Below are 18,681 nucleotides of genomic sequence, written 5' to 3' on the forward strand. Positions count from 1 at the left end.
GCACTATTCTCCCCCGCCCTCCACCGCGTCCCGCCCCCGGGCCCCCAGCACCGCCTCCGCCGCCGCCCGCCCGCTCGCGACGCAGGCCGGGATGCCCACCCCGTCGTACGCCGCTCCGCACAGCACCAGCCCCGCCCGCGCGCCCAGCTCCCGCCGCACCCGGGCGATCCGCTCCAGGTGGCCGACGGGGTACTGCGGCAGCCCGTCCTCCCAGCGGGTGACCACGGTGTCCACCGGCCGGGCGGTGAGTCCGACCGCCGCCCCCAGGTCCTTCAGGGACAGCTCCACCAGGTCGGCGTCCTCCCGCCAGAGCACCTCCTCCTCCCCGTACCGGCCGAGCGAGGTGCGCAGGACGAACAGGTCCGGGTCCTGCGCTCCGCACCAGTCCCACTTGGCGGACGAGAAGGTGGACGCCTTGATGCTCCGCCCGTCCACCGACGGGACGAGGAAGCCCCTGCCCTCCGGCACCCGCCCCAGATCACCGCGGCGGAAGGCCATCGTCACCAGGGCCATCGAGGCGTACTCCACCTCCCCCAGCCCGGCCGCGGCGGCCGGGTACTCCTGCGCCAGCAGCCGCGCGGCGACCGGCGCCGGCACGGCGAGCACCACCGCATCCGCCTCCCGGACCCGCCCGCCCGCGGTCACGGCCCAGCCCCGCCCGGTACGGCGCAGCTCCGTCGCCGGGACACCGGTGAGGACCCGCCCGCCCGCCGCCCGGCAGGCCTCGGCGACGGCCTCGGGCAGCCGCCCCATTCCACCCTCTACCCCCAGGAACAGCGGACCGTCCCCCCGCCCCGCGGCGCGTCCCAGCACATCCCGCACCCCGGCGAGCAGCGAGCGCTCCGCCCGGGCCGCCTCGTACAGCGCGGGCACGGCGGCGCGCATCGAGATCCGGTAGACGTCCCCGGCGTAGACGCCGCCCAGCAGCGGCTCCACGAGCCGGTCCACGACCTCATGGCCGAGCCGCTCGGCCACATAAGTACCGATGGCCGCGTCCTCGCCGACCTCGGTGCGCGGCAGCCGCTCGTCCTCGGCCGCCCGGGCGACGCCCTCCGGGGAGACCACTCCCGCCAGCACGGCGGGGTCGCCCGGTACTCCCATCAGGTGCCCGGTGGGCATCGGACGCACCTCACCGCGGGTCCAGACCGCGGCCGTGCCCGCCGCGGGCGGCCGGAGGGCGTCACCGAGCCCGGCCGCCCGGGCCAGGTCCACGGCCTCGGGGCGGCGGGCGAGCATCGACTCGGCCCCCAGGTCCACCGCCACACCGGCGATCCGCCCCGCGTGCAGCTTGCCCCCGAGCCGGCCGGAGGACTCCAGGACGGTCACGCGCGCGCCGTCCGACAACAACTGGTGAGCGGCGGCGAGCCCGGAGATACCGCCGCCGACGACGATGACGTGCATGCCCCCACTCTTCCAGACACCCCACCCCTCCCCGGCCGTACTCCGCCACCCCCACCCGGATCCCTCCGGCGGTGATCCAGCCGAGTCCGGACCGTGATCCCCTCGCTACCGGAACCGGCAACCGGACCGCCGCACCGTCCGTCCAACCCCCGACATCCACGATCGTGTCGGGGGGACCCACGATGACCGCGAAACGCCCAGCACTCCTGGCCACCGCCCTGCTGGCCGCCGCCCTCGCCCTCACCGGCTGCAGCTCCGGCGGCGGTGACGGCAGCAAGGCGACCCGGAGCGACCGGAACGCCGCGGCCCCCGAGGCCGCGGACCGGGAGGCCGGCAGCGTCCAGCAGCAGGACACCGCGAAAGCGGAGGACCCCGCTCCCGCCCCCACCCACATCATCCGCACCGCCTCCCTGACGGTGACGGCCGACGACGTCCCCGGCGCCCTGGCCGAGGCCCGCACCGCGGTGGAGACCGCCGGCGGTTACGTCGCCGACGAGACCACCGACCGGGACGCCGACGGCAACGAGCGCTCCCGCCTCACACTGCGGGTGCCGCCGCAGGAGTACGACGCCCTCCTCGAGGACCTGGCCGGACTCGGCAAACCCGTGGAGCGGAAGGTCTCGGCGAAGGACGTCACCGACCAGGTCGTGGACGTGGAGAGCCGGATCAGGACCCAGCGGGCCAGCGTCGACCGGATCCGCGAGCTGATGGACTCGGCCACGGACCTGTCCGACGTCGTGTCCCTCGAATCCGAGCTGAGCAGCAGGCAGGCCGACCTGGAGGCCCTCCAGGCCCGGCTGGAGTCCCTGGAGTCCCGCACCGGAATGGCGACCGTCACCCTGGCCCTGCGCGAGCCGGACGCGAAACCCGCACCCGAGAAGAACGACGAGACCACCATCGGCGACGCCCTGGCCGGCGGCTGGGACGCCTTCACCGCGACCCTGCGCTGGATCATCATCGTCCTCGGCGCGGCCCTGCCGTTCGCCGCGACGGCCCTGCTGCTGTGGCTGCTGTGGCGGACGGTCCGCCCCCGCCTCCTGCCCGCCCCCCGGCTGCGTACCCGCCCCGCGCCCCCGGCCCCGGTGACGCCCCCGCCCCCGGTCACCGCCCAGACCCCGGCCGACGACACCAAGTAGGACACCCGACGGCCGGCCCCGTTGAACAGGGGCCGGCCGTCGACGAGCACACCGCGAGCCGTACGCCGCGCGGCCCGCAGCCGGGAGACGGACGGGAGGGGACGGGGAGGGGCGGGTGCTCCGGACACTCAAGCGTTATTTGCGGCCAATGAGCGGCTCAGGAAACGTGGCACGGTCACGGCCGTAAATAATGCCGTCCGGAGTACCCGCCCCGGACCGGCCCCGCACCCGGCACCCACCGCGCCCGCGCCCCCCGGGCGCACCCGCACCGGGTCGGCACCCGGCACCGCGCCGTACCGCAAACCCGCCCTACCGCACCGTCCGCTCGTGCACGAACTCCACCAGCCGGGTGAGCGCGTCCGGATCGGTGTCCGGCAGCACCCCGTGCCCGAGGTTGAACACGTGCCCCGGCAGCCCCCGCGCCGCCTCCAGCACCCGCAGCGCCTGCGCCTCCACCGCCTCACGCGGCGCGAACAGCACCGCCGGATCGAGGTTGCCCTGCACCGCCCGGCCCGGCCCGATCCGCCGGGCGGCCTCGTCCAGCGGCACCCGCCAGTCGGCGCCGACGACGTCCGCGCCCGCCTCGCCCATCGCCCCCAGCAGCTCCCCCGTGCCGACCCCGAAGTGGATCCGGGGCACCCCGTACCCCGCGACCGCCCCGAAGACCTTCGCGGAGGCGGGCAGCACCGAGCGCCGGTAGTCCTCGGGGGCCAGGGCGCCGGCCCAGGAGTCGAAGAGCTGGACGGCCGAGGCGCCCGCCTCGACCTGCACCTTCAGGAAGGCGGCGGTGATGTCCGCGAGGCGGTCCAGCAGGTCCGCCCACAGCTCCGGGGCGCCGTACATCATCGCCTTGGTGTGCTCGTGGTTGCGCGACGGCCCGCCCTCCACCAGGTAACTGGCGAGGGTGAAGGGCGCCCCGGCGAAGCCGATCAGCGGGGTCGCGCCCAGCTCCCCGGTCAGCATGCCGACGGCCTCGGTCACGTACGCCACGTCGTCCGGCTCCAGCGGCCGCAGCCGCTCCAGGTCCTCGCGGGTCCGGAAGGGGCGGCCGACGACCGGGCCGACCCCCGGCTTGATGTCCAGGTCGACGCCGATGGCCTTGAGCGGGACGACGATGTCGCTGAAGTAGATCGCCGCGTCCACCCGGTGCCGGCGGACGGGCTGGAGGGTGATCTCGGTGACGAGATCGGGGCGCATGCAGGAGTCGAGCATCCCGATGCCCTCCCGCACCCTGCGGTACTCCGGCAGGGAGCGGCCGGCCTGCCGCATGAACCACACGGGGGTGTGCGGCACGGGTTCGCGGCGGCACGCGCGCAGGAACGCGGAGTCGGCGGCGGGGTTCTGGGCGGGGCTGTGGTCGTCGGCGGTCACAACCAGAAGTCTCGCACGTGTCCCTACCCGCCCGGCGCCCCCGTTCCGCCTACGCTGCGGCCCATGGCAGCGGCGCGAGCACACCTGGCGGACGGCATGGAGGGTTCCGGCGGTGAGGAGGCCCCGCGTCCCTTCCGGCAGGCCGTGGCGGCCCTGGCGGAGGTACGGCCGCGGCCGGAGGTACGGCTCGGCCCGCTGCCGGCGCCCCGGCGGCTGGCCCCGTTCGCGTACGCCCTGGAGGCGGCGGTCGAGGTGGACGGCGAGGAGCTGGCCGACGGGCGGTTCGTGCTGCTGCACGACCCGGCCGGCCAGGAGGCCTGGCAGGGCACCTTCCGGGTGGTGACCCTGGCCCGCGCGGAGCTGGAGCCGGAGATCGCCGCGGACCCGCTGCTGCCGGAGGTCACCTGGGCGTGGCTGACCGGTGCCCTCCAGGCCCGGCGCGCGGCGTACGCCGAACCGGGCGGCACGGTGACGCGGGCCAGCTCACACTCCTTCGGGGAGCTGGCGGGGCAGGCACCGCACTCGGAGATCGAGATCCGCGCCTCCTGGACGCCGCGCGAGGCGAGGGACCCCGGGAGCCCCAGGGCCCCCCGGGAGCTCGGTGAGCTGCCCGGGAACACGGCGGGCGGGCATCTGTACGCCTGGTGCGACCTGCTGTCCCAGTGCGCGGGGCTGCCGCCCGAGGACGGGACGGGTGCGGCCGTCGTACCACTGCCGCAGCGCCGTGGCCCGCAGCCACTCTGACGGTTCCCCGGAACGGGTTTACGTCCGGTTTGCCGGAAATTTCCACTCACTCATTCGTGATCATTCCCTAAAGCCGGACCGGAGAGCTGCCGAAGGACTCTGTGACCCCTCCCGGGGTCCATCCCGACTCCCCCCATAGTCGGCTTCCGTCCGCTCTCCACTCCCCAGGAGGCCCGGTGTCCGTTCTTCTTGAGCACCCCACAAGCCTGGTCGCCTACCGCCCGAACAAGCCGACGGCCATGGTCGTCGTCGCCGACCCCCGGGTCCGTTCCACTGTCACCCGCCACTTGTGGGCGCTCGGTGTCAGGGACGTGATCGAGGCGTCTTCGATCGCGGAGGCCCGCCCCCGTGTGACCAACCCGCGCGACATCTGCGTGGCCGAGGTCCACCTTCCCGACGGCTCCGGCCTGACCCTGCTCTCCGAGACCCGGGCCGCCGGCTGGCCCAACGGTCTCGCCCTGTCCGCCGCCGACGACATCGGCGCGGTCCGCAACGCCCTCGCCGGCGGCGTCAAGGGGTACGTCGTCACCGGCACCCGCGGTGCCCACGGTCACCCCGGCCACCCCGGTCACCCCGGCCACGCCGGCCGCCCCGGCTCCACTCCCATCGGCGCCACCGCGGCCGCCCGTATGCACCGCCGCCCGCCGGGCGCACCCGGCCAGCACAGCGGTTACCGCGAGCTGTCCGGCCGGGAGATCGAGGTGCTGCGGCTGGTGGCGGAGGGCCAGTCCAACAAGGCCATCGGCGTGTCCATGGGCCTGTCCGCCCTGACGGTCAAGAGCCATCTCGCCAGGATCGCCCGCAAGCTGGGCACCGGCGACCGGGCGGGCATGGTGGCGGTCGCCCTGCGCACCGGCATCATCCACTGAGCACCCGCTCCCCCGCTTCCCCGCTTCCCCGCTTCCTTCACGCCCTTCTCCCGTCACCCACCCCCACTCCCCCCTCGATCCCCCGCCTTCCGCCCCCCTCACACCTGAGAGACCACCCCCACCCCCCACCCCATCCGTCCACCCGTCCGGCCCGGGCCCGGGGCCCTGACTCCATCCCCGCCCCGGCTCCCGGACCCGCCGTGCGAGCCGCCCGCCGACGTGACGTTCCGTCGGCGGGCGCTGCGCACTGCGTGCTCACAGATACCCTTGACGCGTGACCGACGCCCGAGAAACCGCCATGAGCAGCGCAGCCCAGCCCCTCCCGAAGGGTGCGGACGCGGGCCCGGCGCCGGTCCCCCTGCTGGAACCACGCGAGGGCATTCCGCCCGTGACCGCCACCCCCGAGGCTCTCGCCGAGGTCGTGGCCGCCTTCGCCGCGGGCCGGGGCCCCGTGGCGGTGGACGCCGAACGGGCGTCCGGATACCGCTACGGGCAACGCGCCTACCTCGTCCAGCTGCGCCGCGAGGGCGCGGGGACCGCCCTGGTCGACCCGGTCGGCTGCCCCGACCTGTCCGCGCTCGGAGAGGCGCTCCAGGACACCGAGTGGGTCCTGCACGCCGCCACCCAGGACCTTCCCTGTCTGCGCGAGACGGGGATGCGCCCGACCCGGTTGTTCGACACCGAGCTGGCCGGGCGGCTCGCGGGCTTCGCCCGGGTCGGCCTCGGCGCGATGGTGGAGAACGTCCTGGGCCGCTCCCTGGAGAAGGGGCACTCCGCGGTGGACTGGTCCACCCGTCCCCTGCCCGAGCCCTGGCTGCGGTACGCGGCGCTGGACGTGGAGCTGCTGGTCGAGTTGCGCGACGCCCTGGAGGAGGAGCTGGACCGCCAGGGGAAGCTGGGCTGGGCGCATCAGGAGTTCGCCGCCATCGCCGCGGCCCCGCCGCCCGCTCCCCGCCAGGACCCCTGGCGCCGCACCTCGGGCATGCACAAGATCCGCAGACGGCGGCAGCTGGCGGTCGTGCGGGAGCTGTGGAACGCCCGCGACCAGGTGGCGCGGCGGCGCGACGTCTCCCCGGGCAAGGTGCTCACCGACGCGGCCATCGTGGAGGCCGCCCTCGCCCTGCCCTCCGGTGTGCCCGCGCTGGCCGCGCTGCCGGGGTACGGGCACCGCATGGGGCGGCGGCAGCTGGAGCAGTGGCACGCCGCGATCCAGCGGGCCCGGGCCCTGCCCGAGTCCGAGCTGCCCCAGCCCACCCTGGCGCCGAACGGTCCGCCGCCACCGCGCGCCTGGGCCGACAAGGACCCGGTCGCCGCCGCCCGGCTCACCGCGGCGCGCGCGGCCGTGACGGCGCGGGCGGAGGAGCTGGACCTGCCCCAGGAGAACCTGCTCGCCCCCGACACGGTCCGGCGGCTGTGCTGGGAGCCGCCCGCGGAGCCGACCGCCGAGGGGGTGGCGCGGGCGCTGCGCGGGTACGGGGCCCGCGAGTGGCAGATCGAGCAGACCGCGGAGCTGCTCACCACGGCGCTGGCGGCGATCGCGCAGCCGGGCTGAGCCCGCCCCTTCCGGGGCTCGCCGCCCGGAGGAGCGCACCGCCCGGAGACGGGGCTTCCGCACGGTCCGCGGCGGCCGGGCGGCCGGTCCGCGTGTGACGTGCGCCCCTCCCTTCGGAGAGCCCCTTGCCCGCAAATGGTTACCCACCGGTAGCATTGAGGGCGGGAAGACGCCGCACGGCGACCGCACGCTTCCCCGGGGGCCGTGGGCCCCCGGACCCCTGGCCGCATCTGGAGGAGAGCCAACGTGCCTCGTACCGCTAGGGACGTCGTCTTCGTCGACGGCGTCCGCACCCCGTTCGGCAAGGCGGGCCCCAAGGGCATCTACCACGAGACCCGCGCCGACGACCTGGTCGTCAAGTGCATCCGTGAGCTGCTGCGCCGCAACCCGGGCCTGCCCCCGGAGCGCATCGACGAGGTCGCCGTCGCCGCGACGACCCAGATCGGCGACCAGGGCCTCACCCTCGGCCGCACCGCCGGCATCCTGGCCGGCCTGCCCACCACGGTGCCCGGGTACTCCATCGACCGCATGTGCGCCGGCGCCATGACCGCCGTGACGACCACCTCCGGGTCGATCGTCTTCGGCGCGTACGACGTCGTCGTCGCGGGCGGGGTCGAGCACATGGGCCGTCACCCGATGGGCGAAGGTGTGGACCCCAACCCGCGCTTCGTCTCCGAGAAGCTGGTAGACCAGTCCGCCCTGTTCATGGGCATGACGGCGGAGAACCTCCACGACCGCTTCCCGCACCTGACCAGGCGGCGCGCCGACGAGTACGCGGTGCGCAGCCAGGAGAAGGCCGCCAAGGCGTACGCCGACGGCAAGGTCCAGGCCGACCTGGTGCCCATCTCGGTGCGCCGCACCAGCCCGGAGGGCGGGGAGACGGGCTGGGGCCTGGCCACCGCCGACGAGCCGATGCGCCCGGGCACCACCCTGGAGCAGCTGGCCGGTCTGAAGACCCCCTTCCGCACCCACGGCCGGGTCACCGCGGGCAACGCCGCCGGTCTCAACGACGGCGCCACCGCCTCCCTGATCGCCGCCGAGGACGTGGCGCGGGAGCTGGGCCTGCCGGTGAAGATGCGCCTGGTCTCCTACGCCTTCGCGGGCGTGGAGCCGGAGGTCATGGGCATCGGCCCGGTGCCGTCCACCGAGAAGGCGCTGGCCAAGGCCGGGCTGTCGATCGGCGACATCGGCCTGTTCGAGATCAACGAGGCCTTCGCCGTCCAGGTGCTGGCCTTCCTGGACCACTACGGCATCGCCGACGACGACCCGCGCGTCAACCAGTACGGCGGCGCCATCGCCTACGGCCACCCGCTGGCCTCCTCCGGCGTCCGGCTGATGACCCAGCTGGCCCGGCAGTTCGAGGAGCAGCCGCACGTCCGCTACGGCCTGACCACCATGTGCGTCGGCTTCGGCATGGGCGGCACCGTGATCTGGGAGAACCCGCACTTCGAGGGGGCCGACAAGTGAGTACCACCACCGCCGAACTGCTGAAGGGCGCCGCCGAGCTCTTCCCCGACGAGGTCGTCACCAGCGCCCACGTCCGCCATCTCGACCTCCCCGCCGGGGCCGGCCGCTTCGCGCTCATCACCCTGGACAACGGCTTCGACCACACCAAGCCCACCACCCTGGGCCCGCAGTCGCTGGGCAACCTGGACCGGGCGATCGACCAGGTCGAGGCGGAGGCGGCGAAGGGCGAGATCACCGGCGTCGGGATCACCGGCAAGCCGTTCGTCTTCGCCGTCGGCGCCGACCTCAAGGGCGTCGAGGTCATCCGGCGCCGCGAGGACGCGCTGGCCATCGGCAGGGGCGGCCACGACATCTTCCGGCGGCTGTCGTCCCTGGCCGTGCCCACCTTCGCGTACTACAACGGCGCGGCGATGGGCGGCGGCGTCGAGGTCGGCCTGCACTGCACCTACCGCACCGTCTCCCGGGCCATCCCCGCCTTCTCCCTGCCGGAGGTCTTCCTCGGGCTGGTGCCCGGCTGGGGCGGCTGCACCCTGCTGCCGAACCTGGTCGGCGCGGACCGCGCGGTCTCGGTGATCATCGAGAACTCGCTCAACCAGAACCGGCAGCTGAAGGGCGAGCAGGTCCACGAGCTGGGCGTCGCCGACGCGGTCTTCGACGGAGCGGACTTCCTGGAGCAGTCCCTGCTCTGGACCTCCGCGGTGCTCCGCGGCGAGCTCGAGGTCGTCCGGCCGGACGTGGACCGCGGCGAGGCCTGGGACCAGGCCGTCGCCCGCGGCCGCGGCATCGCCGACGCCAAGGTGCACGGCGCGGCCCCGGCCGCGTACCGCGCCCTGGACATCATCGCGGCCGCGAAGAACGGCGACCCGGGGCAGGGCTTCGACGCCGAGGACGAGGCCCTGGCCGACCTGATCATGGGCGACGAGCTGCGCAGCGGCCTGTACGCCTTCAACCTGGTGAACAAGCGCGCCAAGCGGCCGGCCGGCGCCCCCGACAAGTCGCTGGCCCGCCCGGTCACCAAGGTCGGCGTCGTCGGCGCCGGCCTGATGGCCTCCCAGCTCGCCCTGCTGTTCGTCCGCCGTCTGGAGGTGCCGGTCGTGCTGACCGACATCGACCAGGCGCGGATCGACAAGGGCGTCGGCTACGTCCACGAGGAGATCGACAAGCTGCTGCTGAAGGGCCGGGTCAACCAGGACAAGGCCAACCGCCTCAAGGCCCTGGTGACCGGCACCGCGGACAAGGCCGAGGCCTTCTGTGACGCCGACTTCGTCATCGAGGCCGTCTTCGAGGAGATGGGCGTCAAGCAGCAGGTGTTCGCCGAGGTGGAGGCGGTCGTGCCGGAGCACGCCATCCTGGCCACCAACACCTCCTCGCTGTCGGTCACCGAGATGGCGAGCGGGCTGAAGCACCCCGAGCGGGTGGTGGGCTTCCACTTCTTCAACCCCGTGGCCGTGCTGCCGCTGCTGGAGATCGTCCGCGCCGAGCGGACCGACGACGCCTCGCTGGCGACGGCCTTCGCGGTCGCCAAGTCGCTGAAGAAGACGGCCGTGCTGGTGAAGGACGCCCCGGCGTTCGTCGTCAACCGCGTCCTCACCCGCTTCCTGGGCGAGGTGCTGCGCTCCATCGACGAGGGCACCCCCGTCGAGGTCGCCGACCGGGCGCTGGCCCCCCTCGGCCTGCCCATGTCGCCGATCGTCCTGCTGGAGCTGGTCGGCCCGGCGGTCGCCCACCACGTGGCGGGCACCCTGCACACCGCGTTCCCGGACCGCTTCGCCGTCTCGGAGAACCTGGGCCGGGTCGTCGAGGCGGGCAAGCGCGGCCTGTACGTCCACGACTCCGGCAAGCCGGAGCTGGACCCGGAGGTCGCCGCGCTCTTCGAGACCGGGGACACCGTGCTGACCGAGGAGCAGGTCCGCGAGCGCGCCCTGGACGCGATCGCCCAGGAGATCCGGCTGATGCTGGACGAGGGCGTGGTCGCCGAGGCCCAGGACGTCGACCTGTGCCTGATCACCGGTGCGGGCTGGCCCTTCCACCTGGGCGGCATCACGCCGTACCTGGACCGCGAGGGCGTCTCCGAGCGCGTCACCGGCAGGCGGTTCCTGGAGCCGGGGGTGGCCAGTGTTCCGCGCTGAGCCGCGCTGAGCCGTACCGGCCGCGTCCCACTCACTCCTGGGGACGCCCGTCCGCACGACGCCGTGCGGACGGGCGTCCCCGTCCCCGTATACGGGGACGGGGACGCCCGTGCCACCCTGGGCGCATGCCCGAGCGCACTCTCCTGGTCGTGGACGCCGCCAACGTCGTCGGATCGGTACCCGACGGCTGGTGGCGGGACCGGCACGGCGCGGCCGAGCGGCTGCGGGACCGCCTCGTGTCCCGGGCGGAGCACGGGGAGCACGGGGAGGAGATCGTGCTGGTCGTGGAGGGCGCGGCGCGCGGGGTGGCCTCCGTACCGGGCGTACGGGTGGTGCCCGCCCCGGGCAGCGGGGACGACGCGATCGTGGCGGTGGTGGCGGCCGAGGGGCCGGGGCGGCGCTGTGTGGTGGTCACCGCCGACCGCGGGCTGCGTGCCCGGGTGACGGCACTGGGCGCCGAGGTGACGGGACCGCGCTCGGTGCGCTGAGCCCCGGGCCGCACCGGGGAGCGGAACCCGGACCGCCGCGGCTGTGGCGGTGCCCGCTCGCACCACGCCGCGAGGACACGGCCCGGCGCGGGCGTGCCCGCCGGGCCGTACGACCGCCGCTCCGCCGCGGACGGACGTCGGCCGGTTCCCCGGCCGGGGGCCGGGCCGGGCCGCAGCGGGCCCGGGCCCGTGTGTCCCGGGGCCGGAGCATGCCGTCCGGCGGATGCCGTCCGGCGGGCGGCCCGGGGCCGCATGCGGAGCGGAACCGCCGCGGGGGCGCGCCGAACCCCGGGGCGGACGGCTCGTCGCCCACGGCGGGTACCGCGATCGCGCCGGGAGCCCGTACAGCCCGCCGCCCCCTCCGCTCCGGCGGAGCGAGGGGGCGGCGCGGCATCGCGGTGCCGGGAGCCCCCGGTGGATCAGCGCCCGGTGACTCAGTCCCCGGCCGGCTCGGTGGTGTGCTCGGCACCCCGCTCGTCGGGGTAGCGTCCGTCGAGCTTGGCCACCAGCCCGGTGACCTGGCGGGCGATGTCGGGCGCGGTCAGCCCGATCTCGGCGAGCACCTCCTTGCGGGAGGCGTGCTCCAGGAACCTCGGCGGGATGCCGAAGTCGCGCAGCGGCACGTCCACGCCCGCGTCGCGCAGCGCCTGGGCGATCGCCGAGCCGACCCCGCCCGCCCGGACGTTGTCCTCCACGGTGACCACGACCCGGTGCCGGTCGGCCAGCGACGGCAGCGCCTCGTCGACCGGCTTGACCCAGCGCGGGTCCACCACGGTGGCGGAGATGCCCTGCTTGTCGAGCAGGTCGGCGATCTCCAGGCACATCGGGGCCAGCGCGCCGACGGAGACCAGCAGCACGTCGGGGCGCTCGCCCTCCTCCAGCCCCGGCTCGCGCAGCACGTCCATGCCGCCGACCGCGCCGACCGCCGGGACCGCGGGGCCCACCGCGCCCTTGGAGAAGCGGACGACGGTCGGTGCGTCGTCGACCCCGACGGCCTCGCGGAGCTGGGCGCGGAGCTGGTCGGCGTCGCGCGGCGCGGCGATTCGCAGCCCGGGGACGACCTGCAGGATCGACATGTCCCACATGCCGTTGTGGGAGGCGCCGTCCGTTCCGGTGATCCCGGCCCGGTCCAGGACGAAGGTCACCCCGCAGCGGTGCAGGGCGACGTCCATCAGCACCTGGTCGAAGGCCCGGTTGAGGAAGGTGGCGTAGACGGCGAAGACCGGGTGCAGCCCGCCGGTGGCCAGTCCGGCCGCCGAGACCGCGCCGTGCTGCTCGGCGATGCCCACGTCGTACACCCGGTCGGGGAACTCCTCGGCGAACCGCCCCAGGCCCACCGGCTGGAGCATCGCCGCGGTGATGGCGACGACGTCGGGACGCTCGCGGCCGAGGCGGACCATCTCGTCGCCGAAGACCGAGGTCCAGTCGGCGCCGGAGGCGGACACCGGCAGGCCGGTGTCCGGGTGGATGACGCCGACGGCGTGGAAGCGGTCGGCCTCGTGCTGGACGGCGGGCTGGTAGCCGCGGCCCTTCTCGGTCAGGCAGTGCACGATGACCGGGCCGCCGAAGCGCTTGGCGCGTGCCAGGGCGGACTCCAGGGCCGCTATGTCGTGGCCGTCGATGGGGCCGACGTACTTCAGGCCCAGGTCCTCGAACATGCCCTGCGGGGCGATGACGTCCTTGATGCCCTTCTTGGCGCCGTGCAGGGTCTCGTACAGCGGTTTCCCCACGACCGGGGTGCGGTTGAGCAGGTCCTTGCTGCGGGCCAGGAAGCGCTCGTAGCCGTCGGTGGTGCGCAGGGTGGCCAGGTGGCTGGCCAGGCCGCCGATGGTCGGCGCGTAGGAGCGCTCGTTGTCGTTGACGACGATCACCAGGGGGCGGTCCTTGGCGGCGGCGATGTTGTTCAGCGCCTCCCAGGCCATGCCGCCGGTGAGCGCGCCGTCGCCGATGACCGCGACCACCTGGTCCTCGCGGCCCAGCAGCTGGTTGGCCTTGGCCAGGCCGTCGGCCCAGCCCAGCACGGTGGAGGCGTGGCTGTTCTCGATGACGTCGTGCTCGGACTCGGCCCGTGAGGGGTAGCCGGACAGGCCGCCCCTCGCGCGCAGTCCCGCGAAGTCCTGCCGGCCGGTGAGCAGCTTGTGGACGTAGCTCTGGTGCCCGGTGTCGAAGAGGACCTTGTCCCTGGGCGAGTCGAAGACGCGGTGCAGGGCGATGGTCAGCTCCACCACCCCCAGGTTGGGTCCCAGGTGACCGCCGGTCTTCGAGACGGCGTCGACAAGGAAGGTCCGGATCTCCCCGGCGAGCTGATCGAGCTGCTCGGGGCCGAGCCGGTCCAGATCGCGCGGTCCCGTGATGCGGGTCAGCAGAGCCACCCGTGCCTCCTTGCTGGTCGAGCCGTACGGGCCTGTGCCGATCCGACGAGTCTAATGTTCCGGCCGGCCGGGTGTGCGCCGGCCACCGCGATGCCCGTCACACCCGGCCCCGGGCTTACCCGGGCCCCCCGGACCCGAACGGCCGGTGCCGGGCCCCGCGCGGGGCCCGGCACCGGATATGGAGCACGCCGGGCGGTACGGGCCCGGCGGAGCGGACCGCGGAGGGTCCGCCCCGGGTGCGGCTCAGGTCCGTCCGGCGGAACGCTGGGTGCGCCGGGAGACCGAGTCGATGACGACCGCGGCCAGCAGCACGGCTCCGGTGATCATGTACTGCACGGAGGCGGCGATGCCCAGCAGCGCCATGCCGTTGGCGATCGACCCGATCACCAGCATGCCCAGCAGGGCGGACCACACCGAGCCGCGGCCGCCGAAGAGGCTGGTGCCGCCGATGACGGCCGCGGCGATGGCCTCCATCAGCAGGTTGCCGCTGCCCGCGCCCTGGTTGGCGGCCATGATGCGGGAGGCGATGAGCAGGCCGCCGAAGGCGGCCATGGCGCCCGCGATGGAGAACACCGTGATGCGGACGAACTCGACGTTGATGCCGGCGCGGCGGGCCGCCTCGGTGTTGCCGCCCAGGGCGAAGACCTTGCGCCCGTAGGAGGTGCGCCGTACGACGAAGTCCATCGACACCAGCACCACCAGGAAGAGCAGCAGCGCCAGCGGCATGCCGCGGTACTGGTTGAGCATGTAGGCGGCGCCGAAGGCCAGCACCGCCAGCACCGCGGTGCGGACCACGATCTCGGTCATCGGCCGGAAGGGGATGCCGGCCGCCGACCGGCGCCGGGCACCGAGGTACTGGACGACGAAGAAGACGGCGACCGCCACCACCGCGGTGCCGTAGGCGACGGCGACGTCGTTGAAGTAGTGGTTGGAGAAGTTGGCGACCAGACCCTCGCTGTCCAGGTTGATGGTGCCGGTGGTGCCCAGCACCTTCAGCATCAGACCGTTCCAGGCCAGCAGGCCGGCGAGGGTGACCACGAAGGCCGGCACGCCGATCTTCGCGAAGAAGAAGCCGTGGAACGCGCCGACCGCCGCGCCGGTGAGCAGGGCCAGCACCAGCGCCAGCCACTCGTTCATCCCGTTGTTGACGGCCAGTACGGCGAAGACGGCGGAGGCCAGACCGCTGACCGAGCCGACCGACAGGTCGATCTCCCCCAGCAGCAGCACGAAGACGATGCCGACGGAGATCAGGCCGGTGCCGACGATGTAGACCGACAGGTTGGAGAGGTTCTCCGCGGACAGGAAGGCCGAGTCCATCGACTGGAAGATGGCCCAGATGACGATCAGCCCGACCACGACCGGGACGGAGCCCAGTTCGCCGGTGCGCATCTTCCGCTTGAAGTCGGTCCAGTAGCCGGCGAGGCCCTGCTCGCGCACCAGCAGCCGCGGGTCGAGGGCGGTGGTGGCGCCCCTGGTGGCCGCGCTGTTGCCGCCGGCCGGGGTGGTGTCGGCCGGCGAGTCCGCCCGGGCGGCGTCCGCCGCCTCGGAGGAGGTCTTGGAAAGGTTGGTCTCACTCACGGTCGGCTCCCCGCGGTACGCGCCTTGCGGCGGGTCACGGCGTTGTCCGTGGCGCCGGTGATGGCGGAGATGATCTCTTCCTGCGATGTGGTCGCGACGTCGAAGACACCGTTGTTGCGGCCGAGGCGGAGTACCGCCACCCGGTCGGCGACCGCCTTGACGTCCGCCATGTTGTGGCTGATGAGGATGACGGCGAGACCGCGGTCGCGAAGCCGGTCGACCAGGTCGAGCACCTGTGCGGTCTGCTCGACGCCGAGGGCCGCGGTGGGCTCGTCGAGGATGACGAGCTTGGGCTCGCCCAGCATGGAGCGGGCGATCGCGACGGTCTGCCGCTGGCCGCCGGAGAGCGAGGCGATGGGGATGCGGACACTGGGTATGCGGATCGACAGGGTGTCGAGCAGCTCGCGGCTGCGGCGCTCCATCTCGATCTCGTCGAGGACCCTGCCGTGCATGATCTCGCGGCCGAGGAACAGATTGGCGACGACATCGAGGTTGTCGCACAGCGCGAGGTCCTGGTAGACGGTCGCGATGCCCAGGTCCTGGGCGTCGTGCGGCCTGTTGACCTCGACGGGGACACCCTGCCACTCGAAGACGCCCTCGTCGGCGGGGCCGACGCCGGCGATGGCCTTCACGAGGGTGGACTTTCCGGCACCGTTGTCGCCCACCAGGGCGACCACCTCGCCGGCGTGGACCTCCAGTTCGACATCGGTGAGCGCCTGTACGGCACCGAAGCGCTTGGAGATTCCGCGCAACGCCAGCACGGGCGTAGCGGACACGTGAACCAACTCCTAGAACGGGGTGGGAACCAGCCGCCCGGTGCCCGCGCCCCCGGTGGGATGGAGGGGGGCGCGGGCACCGGCGGGATCGAAGGGACTGGCCGTACCGCTTACTGCAGGCCGACCTTCTTGCACGCCGCGGCGTACTTGGAGGTGCAGATCTCCTCGACCTTGTAGAGGCCGTCCTTGACGATGGTGTCCTTGACCTTGTCCGCGGTCACCGAGATCGGCTGGATCAGCGTCGCGGGGATACCCTTGTGGGTCGGGCTGTCCACGGTGGCGTCGGTGTCGGGCTTCTCACCGCGGCCGAGGGCGACGGCCATCTCGGCGGCGGCGTAGGCCTCGGGCTTGAACGGCTTGTAGACCGTCATGTACTGCTCGCCCGCGACGATGCGCTGGACACCCGCCAGCTCGGCGTCCTGGCCGGTGACCGGGGGCAGCGGGCTGACGCCGGCGCTCTTGAGCGCGGTGATGATGCCGCCCGCCAGGCCGTCGTTGGCGGAGTAGACGCCGACGATGTTCTCCTTGCCCACGGAGGCGATGGCGCCGTTCATGTTCTTGTTGGCCTCGCCCGGCTCCCAGTTGGTGGTGTCGTAGGACTTGCCCACCTTCACCTTGCCGTCGAGGACGGACTTGGCGCCCTTCTTGAACAGCGCGGCGTTCGGGTCGGTCGGCGAACCGTTCATCATCACGATCTGGCCGTCGTCCGCCTTGTCGCCCAGCGCGTCCAGCAGCGCCTGGCCCTGCACCTTGCCGACCTCCTCGTTGTCGAAGGAGGTGTAGGCGGAGATCGGGCCCTCGGCCAGCCGGTCGTAGGCGACGACGGGGATGCCGGCGTCGTCGGCCTTCTTGACCGAGTTGGCGATGGACTTGGAGTCCACCGCGTCCAGGATGATCACGTCCACCTTCTTGGTGACCATCGAGTTCATCTGCTGCTGCTGGACCGAGGCGTCCTGCTTGGCGTTGACGTAGCTGATCTCGCAGTCGGCGCAGAGTTCCTTGACCCGCTCCTCGATCAGCGGCCGGTCGAAGTTCTCGTAGCGGGCCGTCTGGTCGTCCGGCATCAGCAGGCCGATGGTCAGCGGGCCGTCCTTCTTCTTCTCGTCGCCGCCCGAGCCGTTGTCACTGGCCTCCTTGGCGCTGCCGCAGGCGGCGAGCGAGACGGCCATGGCGGCGGCGGCCACCGCCACAGCGGTACGGCGCAGTTGCGTGTTCATCCAGAACCTCCCTGACGAGGCCGCGTCACTGCGGCCGAGGTGGCTGGAAGTCAACTCGCACGAGTGTCCGCCGTCAAGAAGTAAATCTTTAACGAGACCACAACAATGCCATGCGTGAACAAGGTGAACGCAGAGTGTCCGAGGGAGCGCTCTCTTCTGTCGGAGAGCGCTCTCCCGTCCTCTCGGGTTCATCGTTTTTCGGCCATTTCGGTCTCACTCCGGGCCGGCAGTGACCGCGCGGAGCGACGTGAAGGGCCGCACCGGGGCACGTCCCGCCGGAGCCGGTCCGGACCGGCTCCGGCGGGACGTGCCCCGGTGCGTGTGTGCCGACGGGAGCGCCCGCCCGCTCAGGCCCCGGCGGCGGACGCCGCGACCGCGGGCACGGTGCTCAGGGTGCCCGGCGTACCGTCCAGCAGTGTGGAGTCGCCCATCTCGCTCAGCACCAGTGCCAGCGCGCCGAGCACCTCGGCACGGCTGCCCAGGGCGCCCGGCACCACCGTCAGCCGCCGGGCGGCGCTGGGGATGGCGTACCGGGAGACGGAGTCGCGGATCGGATCGAGCACCAGCTCGCCGGCCTCCGCCAGATCGCCGCCGAGCACGATCCGGCTGGGGTTCAGCACGTTGCACAGGTTGGCCACCCCGCTGCCGACATGGCGCCCGATGTCGGCCACCACCCGGCGGCAGCCCGGATCACCGCGGCGGGCGAGCCTGACCACCTCGGCCATGGTCAGGTCGGAGCCGTGGCTGGAGTACAGCAGGGGCAGGACGTAGCGGGCGGCGGTGAACGTCTCCAGACAGCCGCGGTTGCCGCAGCGGCACACCGGGCCGGACTCGTCCAGGGTGATGTGGCCGATCTCCCCCGCCGTGCCGCCCGGGCCCCGGTAGATCCGGCCGTTGATCACCAGCCCCGCGCCGACCCCGCTGGCCACCTTGATGTACGCCAGGTCCCGTGCGCCGCGCCCGCCGCCCCACACCAGCTCGCCGAGCGCGCCGAGGTTGGCGTCGTTGTCGACGTGGACCGCCACACCGAGCCGGGCGGACATCTCCTCGCGGGGGTTGGCGCCGACCCAGCCCGGCAGGATGGCGGTGGAGCCCAGCGCCCCGGTCTCCACGTCGATCGGGCCGGGGACGCCCAGACCGATCCCGATGACCTTCTCGCGCCGGAAACCGGTGGCGGCGATCAGCCGCTCGACGAGCCGTTCGGCCCGGTCGAAGCCCTGGGGGGCGGAGGCGTCCACGTCGATCGGCTCGGATTCCTCGGCGAGCACCTGGTGCGCCAGGTTGCCGACTGCCACCCGCAGATGGGAGTGGCCGAAATCCACCCCCACGACGATCCCGGCGTCCCCCGACAGCGAGACGCTGCGGGCCCGGCGGCCGCCGGCGGAGGTGGGCGTGACCTCGACGGTGCCGCCGTCCTTCAGCTCCCGGACGATGTTGGAGACCGTCGCGGCCGACAGTCCGGTGGTCCTGGCGATCTCCGCCTGCGTCAGCGAGCCCGCCATGCGCACCGCCCGCACCACCCGTTCCAGATTGGCCCGGTGCAGTGAGGACTGCGACCCCGGAGTCTCCACGACTCATCCA

General features: G+C 73.5%; 14 protein-coding genes. 7 read left to right on the plus strand and 7 right to left on the minus strand.

What is annotated here, in order from left to right:
• Positions 1–3: 3 nt before the first annotated feature.
• Positions 4–1,401 (minus strand): protoporphyrinogen oxidase, encoded by a 1,398-nt coding sequence (hemG, locus tag CUT44_RS32100; protein WP_100205515.1) that lies wholly within the window; start codon positions 1,399–1,401, stop codon positions 4–6.
• A gap of 182 nt (positions 1,402–1,583) precedes the next feature.
• Here hemG and CUT44_RS32105 point away from each other — a divergent pair, with 182 nt between their 5' ends.
• The gene (locus CUT44_RS32105) at positions 1,584–2,537 is read left to right on the plus strand and encodes a DUF4349 domain-containing protein (RefSeq protein WP_100205516.1); all 954 of its coding nucleotides are present in this window, start codon (positions 1,584–1,586) and stop codon (positions 2,535–2,537) included.
• A gap of 309 nt (positions 2,538–2,846) precedes the next feature.
• On the opposite strand, the gene hemE is transcribed toward CUT44_RS32105, so the two are convergent.
• Entirely contained in the window at positions 2,847–3,908 is a 1,062-nt protein-coding gene (hemE, locus tag CUT44_RS32110) for a uroporphyrinogen decarboxylase (protein ID WP_233221820.1), read from the minus strand.
• 63 nt (positions 3,909–3,971) lie between these two features.
• Between hemE and CUT44_RS32115 the strand changes: the two genes are divergently transcribed.
• The 6 genes from CUT44_RS32115 (at position 3,972) to CUT44_RS32140 (ending at position 11,157) form a co-directional block, all read left to right on the plus strand.
• A complete protein-coding gene (locus tag CUT44_RS32115) occupies positions 3,972–4,652 on the plus strand; it encodes a DUF3000 domain-containing protein (RefSeq protein WP_100205615.1) in 681 nt (226 codons plus the stop codon).
• A 176-nt stretch (positions 4,653–4,828) separates the two neighbouring features.
• On the plus strand, positions 4,829–5,521 hold the full coding sequence (locus CUT44_RS32120; protein ID WP_100205517.1) for a response regulator transcription factor: 693 nt from the start codon (positions 4,829–4,831) through the stop codon (positions 5,519–5,521).
• A gap of 274 nt (positions 5,522–5,795) precedes the next feature.
• Positions 5,796–7,073, plus strand: coding sequence for an HRDC domain-containing protein (locus tag CUT44_RS32125; RefSeq protein ID WP_199185925.1), 1,278 nt, complete (start codon positions 5,796–5,798; stop codon positions 7,071–7,073).
• Between the two features lie 246 nt (positions 7,074–7,319).
• Positions 7,320–8,540, plus strand: a complete 1,221-nt coding sequence (locus CUT44_RS32130; protein WP_100205519.1) for a thiolase family protein — start codon at positions 7,320–7,322, stop codon at positions 8,538–8,540.
• Complete coding sequence (locus CUT44_RS32135) at positions 8,537–10,669, plus strand: 3-hydroxyacyl-CoA dehydrogenase NAD-binding domain-containing protein (protein ID WP_100205520.1); 2,133 nt, start codon at positions 8,537–8,539, stop codon at positions 10,667–10,669. Before CUT44_RS32130 ends, CUT44_RS32135 begins: the two co-directional genes overlap by 4 nt.
• A gap of 125 nt (positions 10,670–10,794) precedes the next feature.
• Positions 10,795–11,157, plus strand: a complete 363-nt coding sequence (locus CUT44_RS32140; protein ID WP_100205521.1) for a PIN domain-containing protein — start codon at positions 10,795–10,797, stop codon at positions 11,155–11,157.
• Positions 11,158–11,591: 434 nt separating this feature from the next.
• Here CUT44_RS32140 and dxs read toward each other — a convergent pair whose 3' ends face one another.
• From dxs to CUT44_RS32165, 5 genes are all read right to left on the minus strand, one after another.
• Positions 11,592–13,529: a 1-deoxy-D-xylulose-5-phosphate synthase gene (gene dxs / locus CUT44_RS32145; protein ID WP_100205522.1), complete on the minus strand. Its 1,938-nt coding sequence runs from the start codon at positions 13,527–13,529 to the stop codon at positions 11,592–11,594.
• Positions 13,530–13,772: 243 nt separating this feature from the next.
• Positions 13,773–15,107 carry a sugar ABC transporter permease gene (locus CUT44_RS32150; protein WP_233221821.1) on the minus strand — a complete coding sequence of 445 codons (1,335 nt, stop codon included), beginning with the start codon at positions 15,105–15,107 and terminating at the stop codon, positions 13,773–13,775.
• Entirely contained in the window at positions 15,104–15,892 is a 789-nt protein-coding gene (locus CUT44_RS32155; RefSeq protein WP_100205523.1) for an ATP-binding cassette domain-containing protein, read from the minus strand. Before CUT44_RS32155 ends, CUT44_RS32150 begins: the two co-directional genes overlap by 4 nt.
• A gap of 101 nt (positions 15,893–15,993) precedes the next feature.
• Positions 15,994–17,100 (minus strand): ABC transporter substrate-binding protein, encoded by a 1,107-nt coding sequence (locus CUT44_RS32160; protein WP_100205524.1) that lies wholly within the window; start codon positions 17,098–17,100, stop codon positions 15,994–15,996.
• A gap of 347 nt (positions 17,101–17,447) precedes the next feature.
• Positions 17,448–18,671: an ROK family transcriptional regulator gene (locus CUT44_RS32165; protein WP_100205525.1), complete on the minus strand. Its 1,224-nt coding sequence runs from the start codon at positions 18,669–18,671 to the stop codon at positions 17,448–17,450.
• Between the last annotated feature and the right edge of the window lie 10 nt (positions 18,672–18,681).

The sequence above is a fragment of the Streptomyces carminius genome, assembly GCF_002794255.1.
GTDB lineage: Bacteria > Actinomycetota > Actinomycetes > Streptomycetales > Streptomycetaceae > Streptomyces > Streptomyces carminius.